This is a genomic window from Bradyrhizobium cytisi (assembly GCF_008123515.1).
Lineage (GTDB): Bacteria > Pseudomonadota > Alphaproteobacteria > Rhizobiales > Xanthobacteraceae > Bradyrhizobium > Bradyrhizobium cytisi.
The window spans coordinates 227,695-244,404 of the sequence record NZ_VSSR01000029.1 but is presented as its reverse complement, the minus strand read 5'-3'; the positions used below and the strand labels follow the sequence as shown (position 1 = coordinate 244,404).

Below are 16,710 nucleotides of genomic sequence, written 5' to 3'. Positions count from 1 at the left end.
ACCCTAGTACGCGATCTTCATCGCCAGCGTTGCGATCACGATCATGATGGCGCCGCCGACGCGGGTCGCGATCTGGGCAAAGGCCATCAGTCCCATGCGGTCCGCGGCGCCGAGAATGGCGACGTCGCCGGTGCCGCCGAGCCCGGAATGACAGGCCGTCACGATCGCCGCCTCGACCGGATACATGTTCAGCCATTTTCCGACGAAGAAGCCGGATGCGACCATCGCCAGCACCGTCGTCGTGCAGATCGCGATGTAGCCGGGATTGAACGACGCCACGAGCTGCTGCCACGACACCAGCAGCGTTCCCATCGCCACCAGGATCGCGAAGGTGAGGCTGGTCGACATGAACTTGTTGATCTGGTAGGCGCCGAGCTCCATCTCGGCCGGCAACAGCTTTGTCAGCTTGAGCGCGACCGCGGCGATGATCATGAGGATCGGGCCGGGAATGCCGGTATAGGGCGCGAGCACCATGCCGAGCACGAACAGTACGCAGGACAGCACAATGCCGGCACCTAACAGGCTGAGATCGATCGGGTGGTCGGATCGCGCCGGGCCCAGAATGTCGTCATCGCCTGTTTTCACCAGCATGCCCTGGCCGTTGAGGTCGCGCCGTTTTTCGCCGAGACGGGCGAGAAGTCCGGCCGCGACGATGGCGACGACGTTGCCGAGCAGCGCCGCAGGCACCATCTGCGCCACGAGCTCGGCCTGCGGCCGGTGCAGCATTTCAGAATAGGCAATGGATAGCGGCAGCACACCTTCGGCGAGGCCGCCGCCGATGATCGGCATGATCACGAAGAAGAACGTCTCCCTCGGGCTATGACCGAACAGCAGTCCGACCGTGATGCCGATGGTGATGGCGCTGATTGTGCCGACCAGCAGCGGAACGAACATCCGGAGAAACCCCTGCACCAGGACGCGATGCGGCATGCCGAGGATCGAGCCGGCGACGAGACAGGCGATGAAGAAATACTGCAAGTTCGCGGTGCGGAACGTCGTGGTGATCGCCTTGAGCGCCGTCTCCGGCATCAAGCCGTAGGCAACCATCGCGGCCGGCACGAACAGGCACATGATCGCGGTGCCGCCGATCCGCTTCACGACGGGAATGGTCTGGCCGAGCTTGCCGAGCAGGAAGCCGAGCAGCATCAGCACCGAGAGCCCGCCGATCACATCATTTGGCAGTTTTCCGGAATAGACCGCGGCGGCGCAGACGAGCGCTGCGGGAAAATAGACGGTGATCGGGAGCGGACCGATTTTCAACGCGGTGAGCGCGGATGGTTGCGTCGTCTCCGTGAGCTTGATGGTGGTGTCGGTCAACAATGCCTCCCTCTGTCGTTTTATGTTTGTTTGGTTGCCGGTCTGCGCGCTCCGCTCGCGCTCAGAACCAGGGATTGTCCGCCCGGTGCCGCGCCTCGAAGGCGCGGATGTCATCGGAAAAGACCAACGTCGAGCTGATCGCATCGCGCCCCGTGAGGAACGCCTCCTTCCGCGCCGACTCGATCGCGAAGAGAATGGTGCCGCCGTCGCTGCGGATGGTCTGCTGCTCGAGGTCGACAGTGAGCCTGTTGCTTGCAGGGCTCGCGACGATGCCGGCGAGGGTGCCGACCGTGGCGGCATCGAGGCTGATCGTCAGCAGGCCGTTATTGGCGCAATTGTCGTTGAAGATGCCGGCGAAGGTGGTGCCGATCAGGGCGCGAATGCCGAGTTGCTGGAGGCCCCATACGGCGTGCTCGCGGCTCGACCCGCAGCCGAAATTCGATCCGACGATCAGGAAGCTGGCGTCACGATAGCCGTCCCTATTCAGCACGAAATCTGGATTGGGCTTTCCCGCGATGAACCGAAGCAGGTTGAAGGCGCCGTCGCCGAGACCGCTGCGGTCGACACCCTTCAGGAACATCTTTGGCATGATCACGTCGGTGTCGATATTGGGCGTCGTCATCGGTGCAGCAGCGCCGGAGACGCGATGGAACGGCGTCATTGCAAATCTCCTCCGATCAGGTCGCGCACATCGGTGATGCGGCCGGTGACTGCGGCGGCCGCGACCATCGCCGGACTCATCAGGTGCGTGCGCGCGCCGGGCCCCTGGCGGCCCTCGAAATTACGGTTGGTCGAGGAGGCCGAGCGCTGCCCCGGCGCGAGAATGTCGTCGTTCATCGCAAGGCACATCGAGCAGCCCGATTGCCGCCAGTCCACGCCCGCGTCGATCAGGATCTGCGCGATCCCCTCCGCTTCGGCCTGCGCGCGGACTTGTGTCGATCCGGGAACGACGATGGCGCGGACGCCGGTTGCGACGTGACGGCCCCTGAAGATGCGCGCCGCATCGCGCAGATCCTCGATGCGCGAATTGGTGCATGAGCCGATGAAGGCGAAATCGATCGGCACCGACTGGATCGGCGTTCCGGCCGTCAGGCCCATATAGGCGAGCGCACGTGTGTCCGCCGTCTTGCGCTCCGCCGTGACATTGCTGTTGGGATCCGGCACGCGATCGGTCACGGCGATCGCCTGGTCCGGGCTCGTGCCCCACGTCACCAGCGGGGCGACAGCGCCGGCATCGATCGTCATCTCCCGGTCGAAGCGGGCGTCGGAATCGGAACGAAGCTGCAACCAGGTCTTTGCGGCGCGGTCCCACATATCGCCCTTCGGCGCACGTGGCCGCCCCTTGAGATAATCGAGCACCTTCTGGTCGGGCGCGATGACGACGCCGCGTGCGCCGGCTTCGACGATCATGATCGACATCACGATGCGTCCCTCGACGCTCATCTCGGTCACGGCAGGGCCGGCGAATTCGACCGCATAGCCGGTGGCCCCATCGGCGCCGATGCGGCGGATGATCTCCATGACGATGTCCTTCGGCGTCACCCCGAGCGGCGGATGCCCGGTCACATGGATGCGCATCGTCTTCAGTCGGCGGTAGCACACCGTCGACGTCGCCAGATAATGCTCGATGTCGGAGGTGCCGATGCCGTAGCCGAGCGCGCCGAAGGCGCCGTACGCGGTGGTGTGGCTGTCTCCGGCGGCGATGACCATGCCCGGCATGACCAACCCTTGCTCGGGGGCGACGACATGCTCGATGCCCTGGCGCGGATCGAGGATGTCGAAATATTCGATGCCGAAGTCGCGGGCGTTGTCGGCGAAATAATCGACCTGACGCGCGGCGTCGGCATCCGGCATCTGTCGTGTGCGGCGAGCCGCGGTCGGATTGACGTGATCGACCACCATCAGCGCTGCGGACGGATTCCAGACCTTGAGTCCGGCGGCGCGCAGGCCGGCAAAGGCCTGCGGGCTGGTATATTCGTTGAGCACGGTACGATCGACATAGAGCAGCACCAGCCCGTCATCGTCGAGGCGCCGAACCATATGCGTATCGATCAGCTTGTCGTAGAGCGTGCGCCCGGACATTCGGCCTCTCCAGAGAAATCTGACTTTCTTCGAGGGTGCAGGCCGGCCTTCTGGAAATCCAATGTCACCTCGTGATATGATTATGCGGTATTTGCATAAGCAAGGCGGTGCCATGGAGATCAACTGGCTGCACGATTTCATCGCGGTGGCATCGGCCCGCAGCTTTTCGCGCGCGGCCGAGCAGCGGAATTCGTCGCAGCCGGCTCTGAGCCGCAGGATCAAGGCGCTGGAAGTGTGGGCCGGGGCGGCGCTGTTCGAGCGCACGACCCACGCGGTCAGCCTCACGCCCGCCGGTGATGCATTCCGCCTGACCGCCGAGGACATCATCCGCCGCCTGTCCGCCGGCCGCCTGGAGGCGCAGGAGCTCGCGCGCGGCGCTTCCGACGTGTTGAAATTCGCATCGACCAATGCGCTGTCGCTGACGTTCTTTCCGGACTGGCTGCGCGGAATCGAAACGATGCTGTCATTCGTGCCGAACGTCCAGCTGGTCGCCAACCACATGGAGGCGTGCGAGCGCATGCTGCTTGCGGGCGAGGTGCACTTTTTGCTTTGCCACCATCATCCCGCCGTCGTCACAGCGCTGACGACCTCGCAGTTCCGCTCGGCTCATGTCGGCGACGACTGCCTGATCCCGGCATCCCTGCCGGCATCGCGATCAGGCAGGGCCGCGCGCTTCAGGCTTCCTGGAACGGAAGCGGCACCGGTGCCGGTCCTGAGCTACCGTCAGGAGTCCGGAATGGGAAAAATCCTCGACGCGGTACGTTCGACCTCGCCGCTTGGCGCGCATCTGAAACCGGCGTTCACGTCGCATCTTGCAAAGCTTCTCGTCACCATGGTCCAGGCCGGCCGCGGCATGGCCTGGCTTCCCGAGAGCCTCATCGTGGATCAGCTCGCATCGGGCGCGCTGGTGAAGGCCGGCGGACAGGAGTGGGAGATACCGATCGAGATCCGCGTGTTCCGCCCGCGATCGCGACTGACGCCGGCGGCCGAAGCGTTCTGGACGCACGTTCAGGAGCATCCGCCCCCGAGCAGCCCGCGCAAGGCGCCTCGCGTGCGTCGGAGCCGGGGCTAAAGCCCTATTCCTCCGGCTCCGTCGTGAACAGCAGCGGATAGCCTTTGGTGCGGGCGGCGTCGGTGGCGCGGGTGGCCTTGGTTTCAGCGACGTCCTTGGTGAACACGGCGACCACACAGGCGCCCAACTTGTGCGCGGTGATCATGACCTTGTAGGCCTGATCCTCGGTCATGCGGAATTCGGCCTTCAGGATCATGGTTACGAACTCACGCGGGGTGTAGTCGTCGTTGATCAGGATGACCTTGTGTAGCTTTGGCCGCTCGACCTTGGTCCTGGTCCTGGTTTTCGGCGTGGTGACAGTGTCGTTCATTCCGCCTCCCGGAAACGGCGGGCTTGGGTTCCTGCCGGCGATCAGCTCGCGGCCTTCTTACCATATTGCAGGACCTGCACCTTCTCCAAGGTGATCAGCCCGCTCGACATCATGCCATCCAGGATGGGCAGGAATGCGTTGATGTTGTCCTCGCTGTCGACGATCTCGATCAGCAACGGCAGATCCTCCGACAGCCGCAGGATCTTCGAGGTGTGTAGCCGGCTCGACTTGCCGAAGCCCATGGGGCCGCGCAGCACGGTGGCACCGGCAAGGTGCAGCTCGCGCGCCTTCAGCACGATTGCTTCATAGAGCGGCTTGCCCTCGCAATAGTCGCTCTCGCCGATGAAAATGCGGAGTGAAACAGCCTGATTGGGGATCTGCATGGTCAACTCCTTTTCAAGCGGTTGTAGCGGCTCGCCATCATATGGCCGAGCCAGACCGACACCAGCCAGCAGACGATGGACGCCGCGACATAGGCGAGCGCGGTCAATTTCATGCCGCCATGGAACAGGCGGAAGGTTTCCAGGCTGAAGGCCGAGAACGTGGTGTAGCCGCCGCAGAACCCGGTCATGACGAGCTGCCGGTGCTCGGGCCGCGCCAGCACGCGGCCGTCAGGACCGGTCAACGTCGCATAAAAGCCGATGATCATGGATCCCGTGGCGTTGATGAACAGCGTCGCAAACGGAAAACCCGGGCCGGTCTCGAGCACGAGCGAGACGAAATAGCGCGCCAGCCCGCCAAGGATGCTCCCGAAGGAAACCCAGGCATAAAGCATCGCGCTGGGCCAGCGGTCGGTGAAAGAGGGCAATTTCATCCGCCTCTAGCCCCCAAAGCCGTCGGCGAGGAAGAAGCCGCAACTGACGGCGAGGAGGCACAGTCCAACCGAGAACACGACATTGCCGAGTGCGTGCGCCGGCTCACCGTTACGGGCGAGTGTCAGCGTTTGCAGGCTGAACGAAGACACCGTGGTGTAGCAGCCGAGGAACCCCGTCACGGCAAACAGCCACGGATTGGGCGCGGCGAACACCGAGCCGGGATGGGTCGCGAGCGCGCCGAAGATGCCGATCAGGAAGGCGCCAGTGACGTTGATCGTCATGGTGCCCCAGGGAAAGGTCTCCCCCATTCGCCGCGCGATCACGCCGGAAACAAAATAGCGGGCGCAGCCGCCCAGCACGCAGCCGACCATGATTGCGATCACTCCGCTCAGCACGATGAACCGTCTCCCGTCATTCCTTGCTCTCCGTTCTCAAGTCGTTGCCGACGGCAAGCAGTCCCGCGAGCGCGGCCAGCGCGAAGCCAAGCCCTGCTAGGAAGGTGCTGACCGGACCATAGGCGTCCCACAGCGCGCCGGCGATCACGCTCGCGGCCAGCAAGGCAAGCCCAGTGAACAGGTTGAAATAGCCGAAGGCGGTGCCGCGCAGCACTGATGGTGCAGTATCGGCGACGAGGGCCGAGAGCAAGCCTTGCGTCAGTCCCATGTGCAGACCCCAGAGCACGACGCCAAGTGCGAGGCCGGGGAGGCTCGGCAGCAGTGCGAGTGCGAGGTCGGCGCCGGCGAGAAAAACGAGGCCGAGCGCGAGCAGGGCAGTCCGGTTGATCCGGTCCGACAGCACACCGGCCGGATAGGCCGAGAGCGCGTAGGTGATGTTCATGAGCACCAGCACCGCCGGCACCCACATCGCATTGAGGCCGATGTTCTGCGCACGCAGGATCAGGAAGGCCTCGCTGAAGCGGGCGAGCGTGAAGACGACGCCGACCGCGACGACGCGCCAGTATACGGGCCCCAGCTGCCGCATGGCGGCGGTGTTGAGAGGGTTCTTGGCAGGCTTTCGACTTGCGTCCGGCTCCGGCTCATTGACCGCGAATGCGATCAGGCCAAAGGACAAAAACGCCGGTACGACGGCCACCCAGAACACCGCGGCAAAATGATCCGCCGTCCACCACATCAGGCCGATCGCGGCGAGTGGTCCTACGAAGGCGCCGACCGTATCGAGCGATTGTCGCAGGCCGAAGCTCGCGCCGCGCAGGCCCGCCGGCGAGATATCGGCGATCAGCGCATCGCGGGGGGCGCCGCGGATGCCCTTGCCGACGCGGTCGATGAAGCGCGCCGCGACCAGCCAGCCGACGCTGGGGGCGAGCGGGAACAGTGGCTTGGTCAGGGCGGCCAGGCCATAGCCGAGGGCGGCGAGCAGCTTGCGCCGGCCGAGCCAGTCCGACAACGCGCCGGAGAAGATTTTCGTGATCGAAGCGGTTGCCTCCGCGATACCCTCGATGAAGCCGACGGTGAGCGTGGAGGCGCCGAGCACGGTGACGAGATAGACCGGCAGCAGCGCGTGGATCATCTCGGAGGAGATGTCCATCAGCATCGAGACGAAGCCGAGCACCCAGATTCCCCTGGGCAGCCTGGTGCGCGCAGCATTCGGTGTGGTCGTCGTCACGTCCTGACCTTCGTATTCAGACAACAAAAAACCCGCCAGCGGCGGGCTTGTCCATGCTCCCGCCTAAGGCAGAGGCTCATGAATGCCTCACCTCAAGCAGGAGTCATCAGCCCACTACGGTCGTTCGGCCGCCGGGCGGTTGTCGGGGGACTCCATCCCCATCTGCATGGTCAGCCTAGCATGGAAATCACAGGGAACAAGTAGGCGGGCGCTCTGTCCCATGGCGGCGCCAGCGTGGCTATATGGCGGCGGTTTCGCGCAACGCACGAAAATCCCAACGCGCAAATCTCTAACCTGGCAAATATCTAACCTGCAAATCTCTAACCTGAATGTGAAGCACAAGCGATCTTCGCACTTTGCGGCAAGCCGTTTGCATGTCACCATCGCGTCATACGACGGGAGGCTGCGATGCGCTTGCTGTTCTCGATCGGGGCTGTGCTGGTGGCCGGCGTGCTTGCCGGAGGGGATGTCGCGGGCATCGCGGCACCAAGTCCTAAATTTGAACCGCCGAAATTTGAACCGTCAAGACATCAGCGACAGGCGGCCGACGGTGACGCGCAGTCGGTCGATGTCGAGCTGATCCTCGCGGTCGACGTCTCCTACTCCATGGACATGGACGAACTCGCGATTCAGCGCGAGGGTTATGCGCAGGCGATCCAGTCCAAGGAGTTTTTGCAGGCGCTGAAGGTCGGCCCCAACGGCAGGATCGCGGTGACCTATTTCGAATGGGCCGCGTCCTCCGATCAGAAGATCATCATCCCGTGGCGTCTCATCGACGGACCGGAGACGGCGGACGCGGTCGCAACCGAGATCATGAAGACGCCAATCCGGCGCGCCTCACGCACCTCGATCTCCGGCGCGATCGGATTTGCGATGCCGCTGTTCGATGAGGATCCCTATCGCGGAATTCGCCGCGTCATCGACATCTCCGGCGACGGCCCCAACAACAATGGCAGCCCGGTCACCTTGGCGCGGGATGCTGCGCTCGAGAAAGGCATCATCATCAACGGCCTGCCGATCATGGTGAAGGAGCCATCCTATTCGACCATGGATATCGACAACCTCGATTACTATTACGAGGATTGCGTCATTGGCGGTCCCGGCTCCTTCGTGATCTCGATCAAGGATCGCGAAAAGTTCAAGGAAGCGATCCGCACCAAGCTGCTGATGGAAGTTGCAGGCCGCACACCCGAGCATCCGGTCGTGCACGTTGCGGAGAAGGACAAGGAGCCGCGCGTGAACTGCCTGATCGGCGAGAAAATCTGGTCGGACCGCTGGGGCCGCTAAAGTCCCACCCCCGGTGAGGCCAATTGTCTCGCCGCGCGCGACGGTTGGATTAACCGTTGGTTGACTGCGGCGTGGCCTATTCGATGTGTTTCTGAATGTTTCTGACGCTGCTTCCGAGCAGATTCATGGCCATCGTCACGCAAAGCACCAGCCAGATTTCGCCCGCCAATGAGCGGATGTATCACCAGAGCGCTCTGCTCGGTGAATGGAAGGGCAATTGGGCAGGCAATAACCAGCCCGTCGGCTTCAAGGTCGTGAACATCCGCGGCAGCCGTGCACAGGTCGAGTACACCCATAACGGGCACACCGAGCGTGGTTTTGCCCAGATCACCGGCTCGCTTATCACCTTCGGCTCGGTGACGGTCGGCACCAAGGACGGCAAGAACCTCGTGCTGTTGTTCTCCGCGGGAGGCGCCAACGGCAACGAAGCGCAGGTCAGCGTCACCACCGACGGCATCACCCGCCAGGGCACCGGCATCGTCTACAAGAACGTCATCATGTTCGGGCAATCCCAGATCGCGACGGATGACGGGAAGAATGGCAAGATCATCTAACAGGTCGGCATGAAGTCCTTCATGGTGCCGGTGACCAAATATCCGCCGGCGGATTCATCGTCCTCGGTCGATGTGACGGCGTAGCCGCTCTCACGGTTGCTTGCCGCTCGACGGCGTCAGCGCCTGCAATTGCCGGTCGATTTCCCGCACAACATTGCAGGCGGGCGCGAGGACGCCGTCGCCAATCAGCTGCCAGACCTCCTTTGCCTGTTCGGCCAGATGCGGAATCGTCAGCGGCAAGTGCGCTGCTTCCGGCAGCGCGCCCTTTTCATTGATGAGATAGCGCTCGTTCAGCGCGAACAGGACCTGTGCGACGCAGACGAGCGATCGGTAGATGCATCCGGCAATGTGGGTCCGCTCGTCGCGCGCGATGGCAAGCTCGGCATTTTCGACGCCAAACAGCACCTCCCATTGAAAGCGCCGGATCAAAGCATCGCGCAGGGATCGCGGATAGGGCAGCGCAATAGATTTCAGTCGCGCGATCAGGGCTCGCGGATCGTGCATCGGCTGGCAATAGGCGATCTCGCCCATCCAGATGGCCGAGCAGAAGCCGTGCGGATGACCGGGCTGGTAGTCCATGGTGACGGTCCCGGCGCGGCAGGCTTCCATCACAGCTTCGACGGCATCGGCGTTACGGTAGAGCAGATCGACCTTGTATCCCTCAACCGACAGCCACGCGCCGCCGACGATCCACGGTCCCCACTCGCCGATCGGCGTCACTGAAGCGGCCGCCGGGTTTTCGGCGACCGCCTTCGCGGCGGCCAGCAGCCGTTCCATATCCAGCGGAGCGGCCGCCGTGAAATAGAGGCCGATATCGTAGTCGGACGTCGTATGCGCGCTGCCCCGCGCACGCGAGCCGCCGAGCACAATGGCCTCGACGCCCGGCACTTCGGCAAAAGCGGATGTCAGGCGCGTGAGCAAGGGATCTTGCGTCATGAACGACGTGTACTGCTTCTATTTCGCCGCAAGCGACGGTAGCGGCGAGACGCTATCATTTGGGGCTTCCGCCTGCATCGTGATCAGCGCCGCCCTGTTCGATCGTCAGCTTACGGCGCGGCGTGACCCATTCAAGGCCTTGGTGCGCATGCTAGGTTGCGTGGGATGGGGACGGACGCCGCGGCCTGACAAGGTCGACCGCGGCGCCCGGATCAGATCCGTGCCTCCAGGATCAGGTTGAAGGGTGTTTCGGCGGCGCGACGGAAGCGCGACAGGCCGCCTTCGCTGGCGACCTTGCGCAGCCTTGCCTCGCCGGCTTGCGCGCCGAGCGCGAGGCCCACCTCCTGATCGAGCGAGGCCGGCGTGCAGATCATGGTCGACGCCGCATAGTAGACGCGCCCGACCGGGTTGAGATTATCCTCGAGGCGGTCGCCCGCGAACGGCTCGACCAGCATGCAGGTGCCGTCCTTCGCCATGGTTTGACGCACGTGGCTGATGGCGCCGACGGGATCGCCCATGTCGTGCAGGCAATCGAAGAAGCAGACGAGATCGTAGCCCTCGGCCGGATAGGTCTTGGCCGAGTGAACCGCGAAGTTGACGCGATCGCCGAGCTTGGCCTCGGCTGCCGCCTTGCGCGCCGCCTCGATCGAGCCCTCGTGATAGTCGAAGCCATAGAAGCGCGAGTTCGGAAAGGCTTCCGCCATCAGCCGCGTCGAGACGCCGTGGCCGCAGCCGACATCGGCGACCTTGGCGCCGCGCTTCAGTTTGTCCACGACACCGTCGAGCGCGGGCAACCATTCTTGCACCAGATGATGCATGTAGCCGGTGCGGAAGAAGCGGGCGGTGCCGCAGAACAGGCACTCGCTGCGCCGGTTCCAGCCGACGCCCTTACCGGACTTGAATGCATCCGTAATCTTCGGCTCGTCGAGAAACGCCGCGGCGATGACATTGCCGACTGCGCCGAGAAACACCGGGCTGTCCTCGTCGGCAAGCGCCATTGCTTGTTCCGGCAGCATCGAGAACTTGCCGGAAACGGAGTCGTATTCCACGTAACCGGAAGCCGCCTGGCTCGCCAGCCACTCGCGGACGTAGCGTTCGTTCGTTCCGGTGGCGCTTGCCAGCTCAGCGGAATTCATAGGTCCCTTGGCGGCAAGGACGCGGTAGAGACCGAGCTTGTCGCCCAGCAGGACCAGCGACGCGTTGATCGCGGCCCCAACCTCGGTGATCATCTTTCCCATAAAGGCATTCAACCTGTCGGAATTGACCTCCATGACAGCCTCCATACCAACGTTGGGCATTTTCAAGGGTCTGCGCAATTGCGCGCTGCAAGACTGCGCAGGCTTTCGCGGTCAAAGCCGCGGCCTGAGCATGTGCGTCCTCTATGTGGGTCAATCCGGCGAGGGCGAGGTTCAACGTGTCGGCAAGACGTAATCCCGGAACTTGATGACGCGACAGCCGGCGCCGCTCCGCTGGCATTCGCGATGTTTGGAGGATATAACCGGAGAACTTTTGACGGTAGCCGGAATGTCCAGCCTCGCTCGCTCCTGTGGTTTTGCAGCCTTGTTCGCCGTGCTTTGCCTTGGCGGGGTGCCCGCTCATGCGCAGGTCGCACCCCTGCAGTATTGGATTCCGGGCGGGGCTTTCGGCGTTGGCAGCAGCGCCGACAGCTACGGCAACTTTCCAAGCTTCGGTGCCGGCGATGCCCGTGGGGACTATGGCTTTCGCCCCGGTTTCTTTATCGGAAGCCAGAGCGGCAATCTCGGTCTGAGCGGTTTCAGCCAGGCGGGACTGGCCGGCAATCTCAGCGCGCTGTCCTACGACAGCACGCAGTTCGGCTACAACACGAAGAGCGCGGGCGATATGCCCGTGACGTTCTTTGCCGGTTTCGACACGCTGAAATATGGCAACGGCATTGGCAGTTCGGTTGCGCCGCTGACCTCCAGCGCTGCACCCGGTTATGGCGCATTCGGGGGTGTCGAATTCAAGCCGACATCCAACCTAAGCCTGTCGTTCGGGGCCGGGTTCACCCAGCGGGACTCGGGCCGCATGGATAGCGACATCAGGTCGAACATGCTGCCGGGCGAGTCCCCGGCGTTGGGCGCGCTTCGGCGCTAACGCGTAAACTTCGCCACTAGCTCCACATGGGGCGTGTGGCGGAATTGGTCGACGGGCACCACCGTGTCGATCCTGTAGCCGCCGTCGATCAAGAGCCGCGCGTCGCGGCCAAAGGTTGCGGCATTGCAGGATACCGCAATCACGACGGGCACCTTGCTCGCGGCAAGCTTGAGCGCCTGCGCCTGTGCGCCCTGGCGCGGCGGATCGAACACCACGGCATCGAAATCGCGCAGCTCCGGCGGCACCAGCGGACGGCGGAACAGGTCGCGTGGCTCGGCCTTGATCGGCTTGAGCCCCGGCGTGCGCGCGGCCTTCGCGAGCGCGGCAATCGCGCCGGCGTCGTTGTCGTAAGCCGTGACACGCGCCTTCTCGGCGAGCCTCAGAGCGAACGGGCCGACGCCGCAGAAGAGGTCGAGAACCTCCTTTGCCTTGCCAACGCGCTCGGCAACGAGTGCAGCGAGGGTCTCTTCCCCCGCCACCGTCGCCTGCAGGAACGAGCCCGGCGGCAGCGTCACCTCGGCGCGGCCCATCTGCAATGTCGGCGGCACGCGTTGCAGCACCAGCTCGCCATGCCGCGTCAGCCGCGCCAGGCGATGCTGCTCGGCGACGCGCGACAGCGCCGTGACCAGCGGCGTCGGCAGCGGGCCGGAGCCGCGCACGTCGACATCGAGGCCGCTGGCGGTCGCGGTGACCTGGATATCGAGCGGCTTCGTCACTGGCATTTTTGACGTCAGCGGTTCCGCGAGCGCCCAGGCGGCATCGAGCGCGCCATCGAGCGCGGGATCGAGGATCGGGCAGCGATGGATCGGGATCACGTCGTGCGAGCTTGCCGCCGAGAACCCGACCTTCAGCACGTCATGCGTGCCGAACCTTCCGTGCAGCGTCACGCGCCGGCGGCCAACGCCATGGGCATCGACCAGCGGCGCCACCTCGCAATCGATGCCGGCCTGCGCCAGCGTCTCGATCACGATGTTGCGCTTCCAGGCATGATAGGGCTCGGCCGCCCAATGCTGGATCGCGCAGCCGCCGCAGATGCCGAAATGCGGGCAGAACGGCTCAACACGCTCGGGACTTGCGACGTCGACCGCGAGCAGCTTGCGGCGGTCAGGATGGCCCGCGACATGGTCTGCCTCGACACTCTCGCCGCCAAGCGTGTAGGGCACGTAGACCGCATCGCCGGTCGTCAGCGAGACGCCATCGCCGCGATGGCCGACATGATCGATCGTGACGCGTTCAACCACGGCGCGCGCCCAGGAAGAATTCGATGTTGCCGTCCCCGCCCGCAATCGGGGAGGGAAACACCTCGATGTCGGTGCAGCCGAGCGACGCGGCAAAGGCCGCGATGTCGTCGCAGATCTCCTGATGCACCGCGGCGTGGCGGATGATGCCTTTCTTGTTGTGCTTCCGATCCGCCTCGAACTGCGGCTTGATCAGGGCGAGCAGGCTCATCGGCGCAGCCGCGAGCGACAGCGCCACGGGCAGCACCGCCTTGAGCGAAATAAAGCTGACGTCGATGACGACGACATCGGGCCGCGCCGGTAGTCGCTTGCCCTCATAGCTGCGGATATCGGTCCCCTCTATCGACACGATCTTGGGATGATCGCGCAGCGAGGCATGCAGCTGGCTGGTGCCGACGTCGATGGCGAACACCAGGCTCGCGCCGTTGGCCAGTAGCACCTCGGTAAAGCCGCCGGTGGAGGCGCCGACGTCGAGGCAGACATGGTCCTCGATGTCGATTGGGTAGCGCTCCAGTGCGCCCGCGAGCTTGACGCCGCCGCGCGAGACGTAAGGGTGCGCAGGCTCGGCCTGGATCACCGCGTCCTCGGCGATCGTCTCCGAGGGCTTTGCGACCTGCTTGTCGTTAGCCCTGACGAGGCCGGCCTCGATCGCCGCGCGCGCCCGCGCCCGGCTCTCGAACAGGCCGCGCTCGACCAGCAGAACATCCGCGCGCTTGCGGGCAGGGGACATCGGTTCTCCAAAGACGACTGAAGCGCTTATCTAGCGATCAATCGCGCGGCTGCCATCCGGACGCAAGTCTCGAACGTGGCGAGATCGTGCCAAACGTCGACGGGCTGCTTGGCCGGCGTCACCAGCGGGCAGCCGTGCAGCTCCAGCGCATGGATCATCATGAGATTGTCGACGAGGCCAAAATCCTCGACCGTCAGCCCCTGTGCGTCGACCAGCCGCCCGTCCTCGGAGGCGACGTGCATGAAGCGGCCGACACGGTCGGCGTAGGTGGTGCCATCGTTGGAATAGGCCATGCAAAACTTGCGGCGGCCGGCCATGTAGCCGAGCTCGTAGACAGTGCCCGGATCGGCGCCGGCGCCGCGGAACGGCGTCAGATTGGCAATGATAGCGTCGGCATCGTCCATCATGGCCTCGTTGCCGGCAAAGATCTGCCGCGAAGCGTCAGGCGTGGCGAGGTCGATGGCGTTGTCGAGCGGATACAGGCCGGTGAGGCCATGGGCAGCGCAGATCGCGGCCTTCTGCCGGCCGATCTCGACCGCATCCGGCAGGAACACGTCGGGACCTGCCAGATAGATTTTCATGAACGTCGCACTGCTTCGCGTCAGGCCGAAGCTCGCCCTCAGGCGAGCTTGACCGTCTCGGTCTTGACGTCCTTGCCGAGCGCCTCGAACACCTTGGCGACGATGCCCTTGGCGTCGAGACCGGCGCGGGCGTACATCGCGTTCGGCGTGTCGTGGTCCAGGAACACGTCGGGCAGGACCATCGTGCGGAACTTGACCATCCCGGTGTCGAGCACGCCCTGGTCGGTCAGGAACTGCGCGACATGCGAGCCGAAGCCGCCGACCGAGCCTTCCTCGACCGTGATCAGGACGTCGTGGTCACGGGCGAGCTTGAGCACCAGCTCGGTGTCGAGCGGCTTCATGAAGCGCGCATCCGCGATCGAGGTCGAGAGGCCATGCGCGGCGAGCTCGTCGGCTGCCTTCTCGCACTCGGCCAGACGCGTGCCGAAGGAGAGCAGAGCGATCTTGCTGCCCTGGCGGATCATGCGGCCCTTGCCGATCTCGAGGGGAACGCCAATTTCGGGCATCTCGATGCCGCGGCCTTCACCGCGCGGATAGCGCAGCGCGCTCGGGCGGTCGTTGATCGCAACCTGAGTGGCGACCATGTGCACCAGCTCGGCTTCATCTGCCGCCGCCATGATCACCATGTTCGGCAGACAGCCGAGATAGGCATTGTCGAACGAGCCGGCATGCGTCGCGCCGTCGGCGCCGACGAGGCCCGCACGGTCGATGGCGAAGCGGACGGGCAGGTTCTGGATTGCGACGTCATGGACGATCTGATCGTAGCCGCGCTGCAGGAAGGTCGAGTAGATCGCGCAGAACGGCTTGTAGCCTTCCGTCGCAAGACCGGCGGCAAACGTCACCGCGTGCTGCTCGGCGATGCCGACGTCGAAGGTGCGGTCGGGGAAAGCCTTGTTGAAGATGTCGACGCCGGTGCCGGACGGCATCGCCGCGGTGATGGCGACGATCTTGTCGTCCTTCTCGGCTTCCTTGACCAGGCTCTGGCCGAACACGTTCTGGTAGGCCGGCGCGTTCGGCTTGGCTTTCGCCTGGGTGCCAGTCGCGACGTCGAACTTGACGACGGCGTGGTACTTGTCGGCGGAAGCTTCCGCCGGGCCGTAGCCCTTGCCCTTTTGCGTCACGACGTGGACCAGGATCGGGCCGGTCTCCATGTCGCGCACGTTCTTCAGTACGGGCAGCAGGTGATCGAGGTTATGACCGTCGATCGGGCCGACGTAATAGAAGCCGAGCTCCTCGAAAAGCGTGCCGCCATCCATCATGAAGCCACGGGAATATTCCTCGACGCGGTTGGCACGGTTGGCGAGGATCTTCGGCAGGCGCTTGTTGATCTGCTTGGCCGCCTCGCGCAGCGTGCGATAGGTCTTGCCGGAGTAGAGCCGCGACAGATAGGCGCTCATGGCGCCGACCGGCGGCGCAATCGACATGTCGTTGTCGTTGAGGATGACGATCAGGCGCGAGTTCATGGCGCCTGCGTTGTTCATGGCCTCGTAGGCCATGCCCGCCGACATCGCGCCGTCACCGATCACTGCGATGACGTTGTTCTTGCCGCCGGCGAGGTCGCGTGCGACGGCCATGCCGAGGCCGGCGGAAATCGAGGTCGAGGAATGCGCGGCGCCGAACGGATCGTAATCGCTCTCGCTGCGCTTGGTGAAGCCGGAGAGGCCGCCGCCGGTGCGCAGCGTGCGGATGCGGTCGCGGCGTCCGGTGAGGATCTTGTGCGGATAGGCCTGATGGCCGACGTCCCAGATCAGCCGATCGCGCGGCGTGTCGAAGACGTAGTGGATCGCGGTGGTGAGCTCGACCACGCCGAGGCCCGCGCCGAAGTGACCGCCGGTCACCGAGACGGCGTCGATGGTCTCCTGACGCAGCTCGTCGGCAACCTGGCGAACCTGTTCCACCTTGAGCTTGCGAAGGTCGTCCGGCGTCCGGATGGTGTCGAGAAGCGGCGTTTTACTATATGCGTTCACGGCGATTTCCAATTTGTCAGCGCCGGAAGATCGTTCCGGTGCGCGATGGGTTTGCACAATGTCGGCGCAGCGCGAGTCCTTAA

17 protein-coding genes, 1 pseudogene and 1 riboswitch are annotated in these 16,710 nt (G+C 64.3%); of the genes and pseudogenes, 4 read left to right on the top strand and 14 right to left on the bottom strand.

What is annotated here, in order from left to right; all coding sequences use genetic code 11:
• Window positions 1-3: 3 nt before the first annotated feature.
• From FXB38_RS19490 to leuC, 3 genes are all read right to left on the bottom strand, one after another.
• Window positions 4-1,317 (bottom strand): 2-hydroxycarboxylate transporter family protein, encoded by a 1,314-nt coding sequence (locus FXB38_RS19490; protein ID WP_148752584.1) that lies wholly within the window; start codon window positions 1,315-1,317, stop codon window positions 4-6.
• Window positions 1,318-1,378: 61 nt separating this feature from the next.
• The gene (gene leuD / locus FXB38_RS19485; RefSeq protein ID WP_148752583.1) at window positions 1,379-1,978 is read right to left on the bottom strand and encodes a 3-isopropylmalate dehydratase small subunit; all 600 of its coding nucleotides are present in this window, start codon (window positions 1,976-1,978) and stop codon (window positions 1,379-1,381) included.
• On the bottom strand, window positions 1,975-3,399 hold the full coding sequence (gene leuC / locus FXB38_RS19480; RefSeq protein WP_148752582.1) for a 3-isopropylmalate dehydratase large subunit: 1,425 nt from the start codon (window positions 3,397-3,399) through the stop codon (window positions 1,975-1,977). The genes leuD and leuC overlap by 4 nt, the downstream gene beginning before the upstream one ends.
• Window positions 3,400-3,481: 82 nt before the next feature.
• Here leuC and FXB38_RS19475 point away from each other — a divergent pair, with 82 nt between their 5' ends.
• Window positions 3,482-4,471, top strand: coding sequence for a LysR family transcriptional regulator (locus tag FXB38_RS19475; protein WP_246229989.1), 990 nt, complete (start codon window positions 3,482-3,484; stop codon window positions 4,469-4,471).
• Window positions 4,472-4,475: 4 nt separating this feature from the next.
• Here FXB38_RS19475 and clpS read toward each other — a convergent pair whose 3' ends face one another.
• Genes clpS through FXB38_RS19450 form a run of 5 tightly spaced genes read right to left on the bottom strand, consistent with a single transcriptional unit; the run spans window position 4,476 to window position 7,219 of the window.
• Window positions 4,476-4,781, bottom strand: coding sequence for an ATP-dependent Clp protease adapter ClpS (clpS, locus tag FXB38_RS19470; RefSeq protein WP_148752581.1), 306 nt, complete (start codon window positions 4,779-4,781; stop codon window positions 4,476-4,478).
• Window positions 4,782-4,822: 41 nt separating this feature from the next.
• Window positions 4,823-5,164, bottom strand: a complete 342-nt coding sequence (locus FXB38_RS19465) for a DUF190 domain-containing protein (RefSeq protein ID WP_148752580.1) — start codon at window positions 5,162-5,164, stop codon at window positions 4,823-4,825.
• Between the two features lie 2 nt (window positions 5,165-5,166).
• A complete protein-coding gene (gene crcB, locus FXB38_RS19460) occupies window positions 5,167-5,595 on the bottom strand; it encodes a fluoride efflux transporter CrcB (protein ID WP_148752579.1) in 429 nt (142 codons plus the stop codon).
• Window positions 5,596-5,601: 6 nt separating this feature from the next.
• Window positions 5,602-5,991, bottom strand: a complete 390-nt coding sequence (gene crcB, locus FXB38_RS19455) for a fluoride efflux transporter CrcB (RefSeq protein WP_148752578.1) — start codon at window positions 5,989-5,991, stop codon at window positions 5,602-5,604.
• A 16-nt stretch (window positions 5,992-6,007) separates the two neighbouring features.
• Window positions 6,008-7,219, bottom strand: coding sequence for an MFS transporter (locus FXB38_RS19450; RefSeq protein WP_148752577.1), 1,212 nt, complete (start codon window positions 7,217-7,219; stop codon window positions 6,008-6,010).
• Window positions 7,220-7,309: 90 nt separating this feature from the next.
• Window positions 7,310-7,388: riboswitch (Fluoride riboswitch) on the bottom strand.
• Between the two features lie 239 nt (window positions 7,389-7,627).
• On the opposite strand from FXB38_RS19450, the gene FXB38_RS19445 reads away from it, so the two are divergent.
• Together FXB38_RS19445 and FXB38_RS19440 are read left to right on the top strand one after the other, a co-directional pair.
• Complete coding sequence (locus FXB38_RS19445; protein ID WP_148752576.1) at window positions 7,628-8,506, top strand: DUF1194 domain-containing protein; 879 nt, start codon at window positions 7,628-7,630, stop codon at window positions 8,504-8,506.
• A 125-nt stretch (window positions 8,507-8,631) separates the two neighbouring features.
• A pseudogene (locus FXB38_RS19440) lies at window positions 8,632-9,144 on the top strand (hypothetical protein).
• Between the two features lie 6 nt (window positions 9,145-9,150).
• Here the strand turns inward: FXB38_RS19440 and FXB38_RS19435 are convergent.
• Window positions 9,151-9,996, bottom strand: a complete 846-nt coding sequence (locus FXB38_RS19435; RefSeq protein ID WP_148752575.1) for a nucleotidyltransferase domain-containing protein — start codon at window positions 9,994-9,996, stop codon at window positions 9,151-9,153.
• Between the two features lie 212 nt (window positions 9,997-10,208).
• Complete coding sequence (locus FXB38_RS19425; RefSeq protein ID WP_187434993.1) at window positions 10,209-11,267, bottom strand: class I SAM-dependent methyltransferase; 1,059 nt, start codon at window positions 11,265-11,267, stop codon at window positions 10,209-10,211.
• Between the two features lie 253 nt (window positions 11,268-11,520).
• Here FXB38_RS19425 and FXB38_RS19420 point away from each other — a divergent pair, with 253 nt between their 5' ends.
• Window positions 11,521-12,111, top strand: a complete 591-nt coding sequence (locus tag FXB38_RS19420) for a hypothetical protein (protein ID WP_148752573.1) — start codon at window positions 11,521-11,523, stop codon at window positions 12,109-12,111.
• On the opposite strand, the gene FXB38_RS19415 is transcribed toward FXB38_RS19420, so the two are convergent.
• Genes FXB38_RS19415 through dxs form a run of 4 tightly spaced genes read right to left on the bottom strand, consistent with a single transcriptional unit; the run spans window position 12,108 to window position 16,627 of the window.
• Window positions 12,108-13,352 carry a class I SAM-dependent RNA methyltransferase gene (locus FXB38_RS19415; protein ID WP_148752572.1) on the bottom strand — a complete coding sequence of 415 codons (1,245 nt, stop codon included), beginning with the start codon at window positions 13,350-13,352 and terminating at the stop codon, window positions 12,108-12,110. The two genes, FXB38_RS19420 and FXB38_RS19415, sit on opposite strands and share 4 nt — an antisense overlap.
• Window positions 13,345-14,079: a TlyA family RNA methyltransferase gene (locus FXB38_RS19410; RefSeq protein WP_148752571.1), complete on the bottom strand. Its 735-nt coding sequence runs from the start codon at window positions 14,077-14,079 to the stop codon at window positions 13,345-13,347. Before FXB38_RS19410 ends, FXB38_RS19415 begins: the two co-directional genes overlap by 8 nt.
• 26 nt (window positions 14,080-14,105) lie before the next feature.
• Window positions 14,106-14,660 (bottom strand): nucleoside 2-deoxyribosyltransferase, encoded by a 555-nt coding sequence (locus tag FXB38_RS19405; protein ID WP_148752570.1) that lies wholly within the window; start codon window positions 14,658-14,660, stop codon window positions 14,106-14,108.
• A 38-nt stretch (window positions 14,661-14,698) separates the two neighbouring features.
• Window positions 14,699-16,627: a 1-deoxy-D-xylulose-5-phosphate synthase gene (dxs, locus tag FXB38_RS19400; protein WP_187434992.1), complete on the bottom strand. Its 1,929-nt coding sequence runs from the start codon at window positions 16,625-16,627 to the stop codon at window positions 14,699-14,701.
• Between the last annotated feature and the right edge of the window lie 83 nt (window positions 16,628-16,710).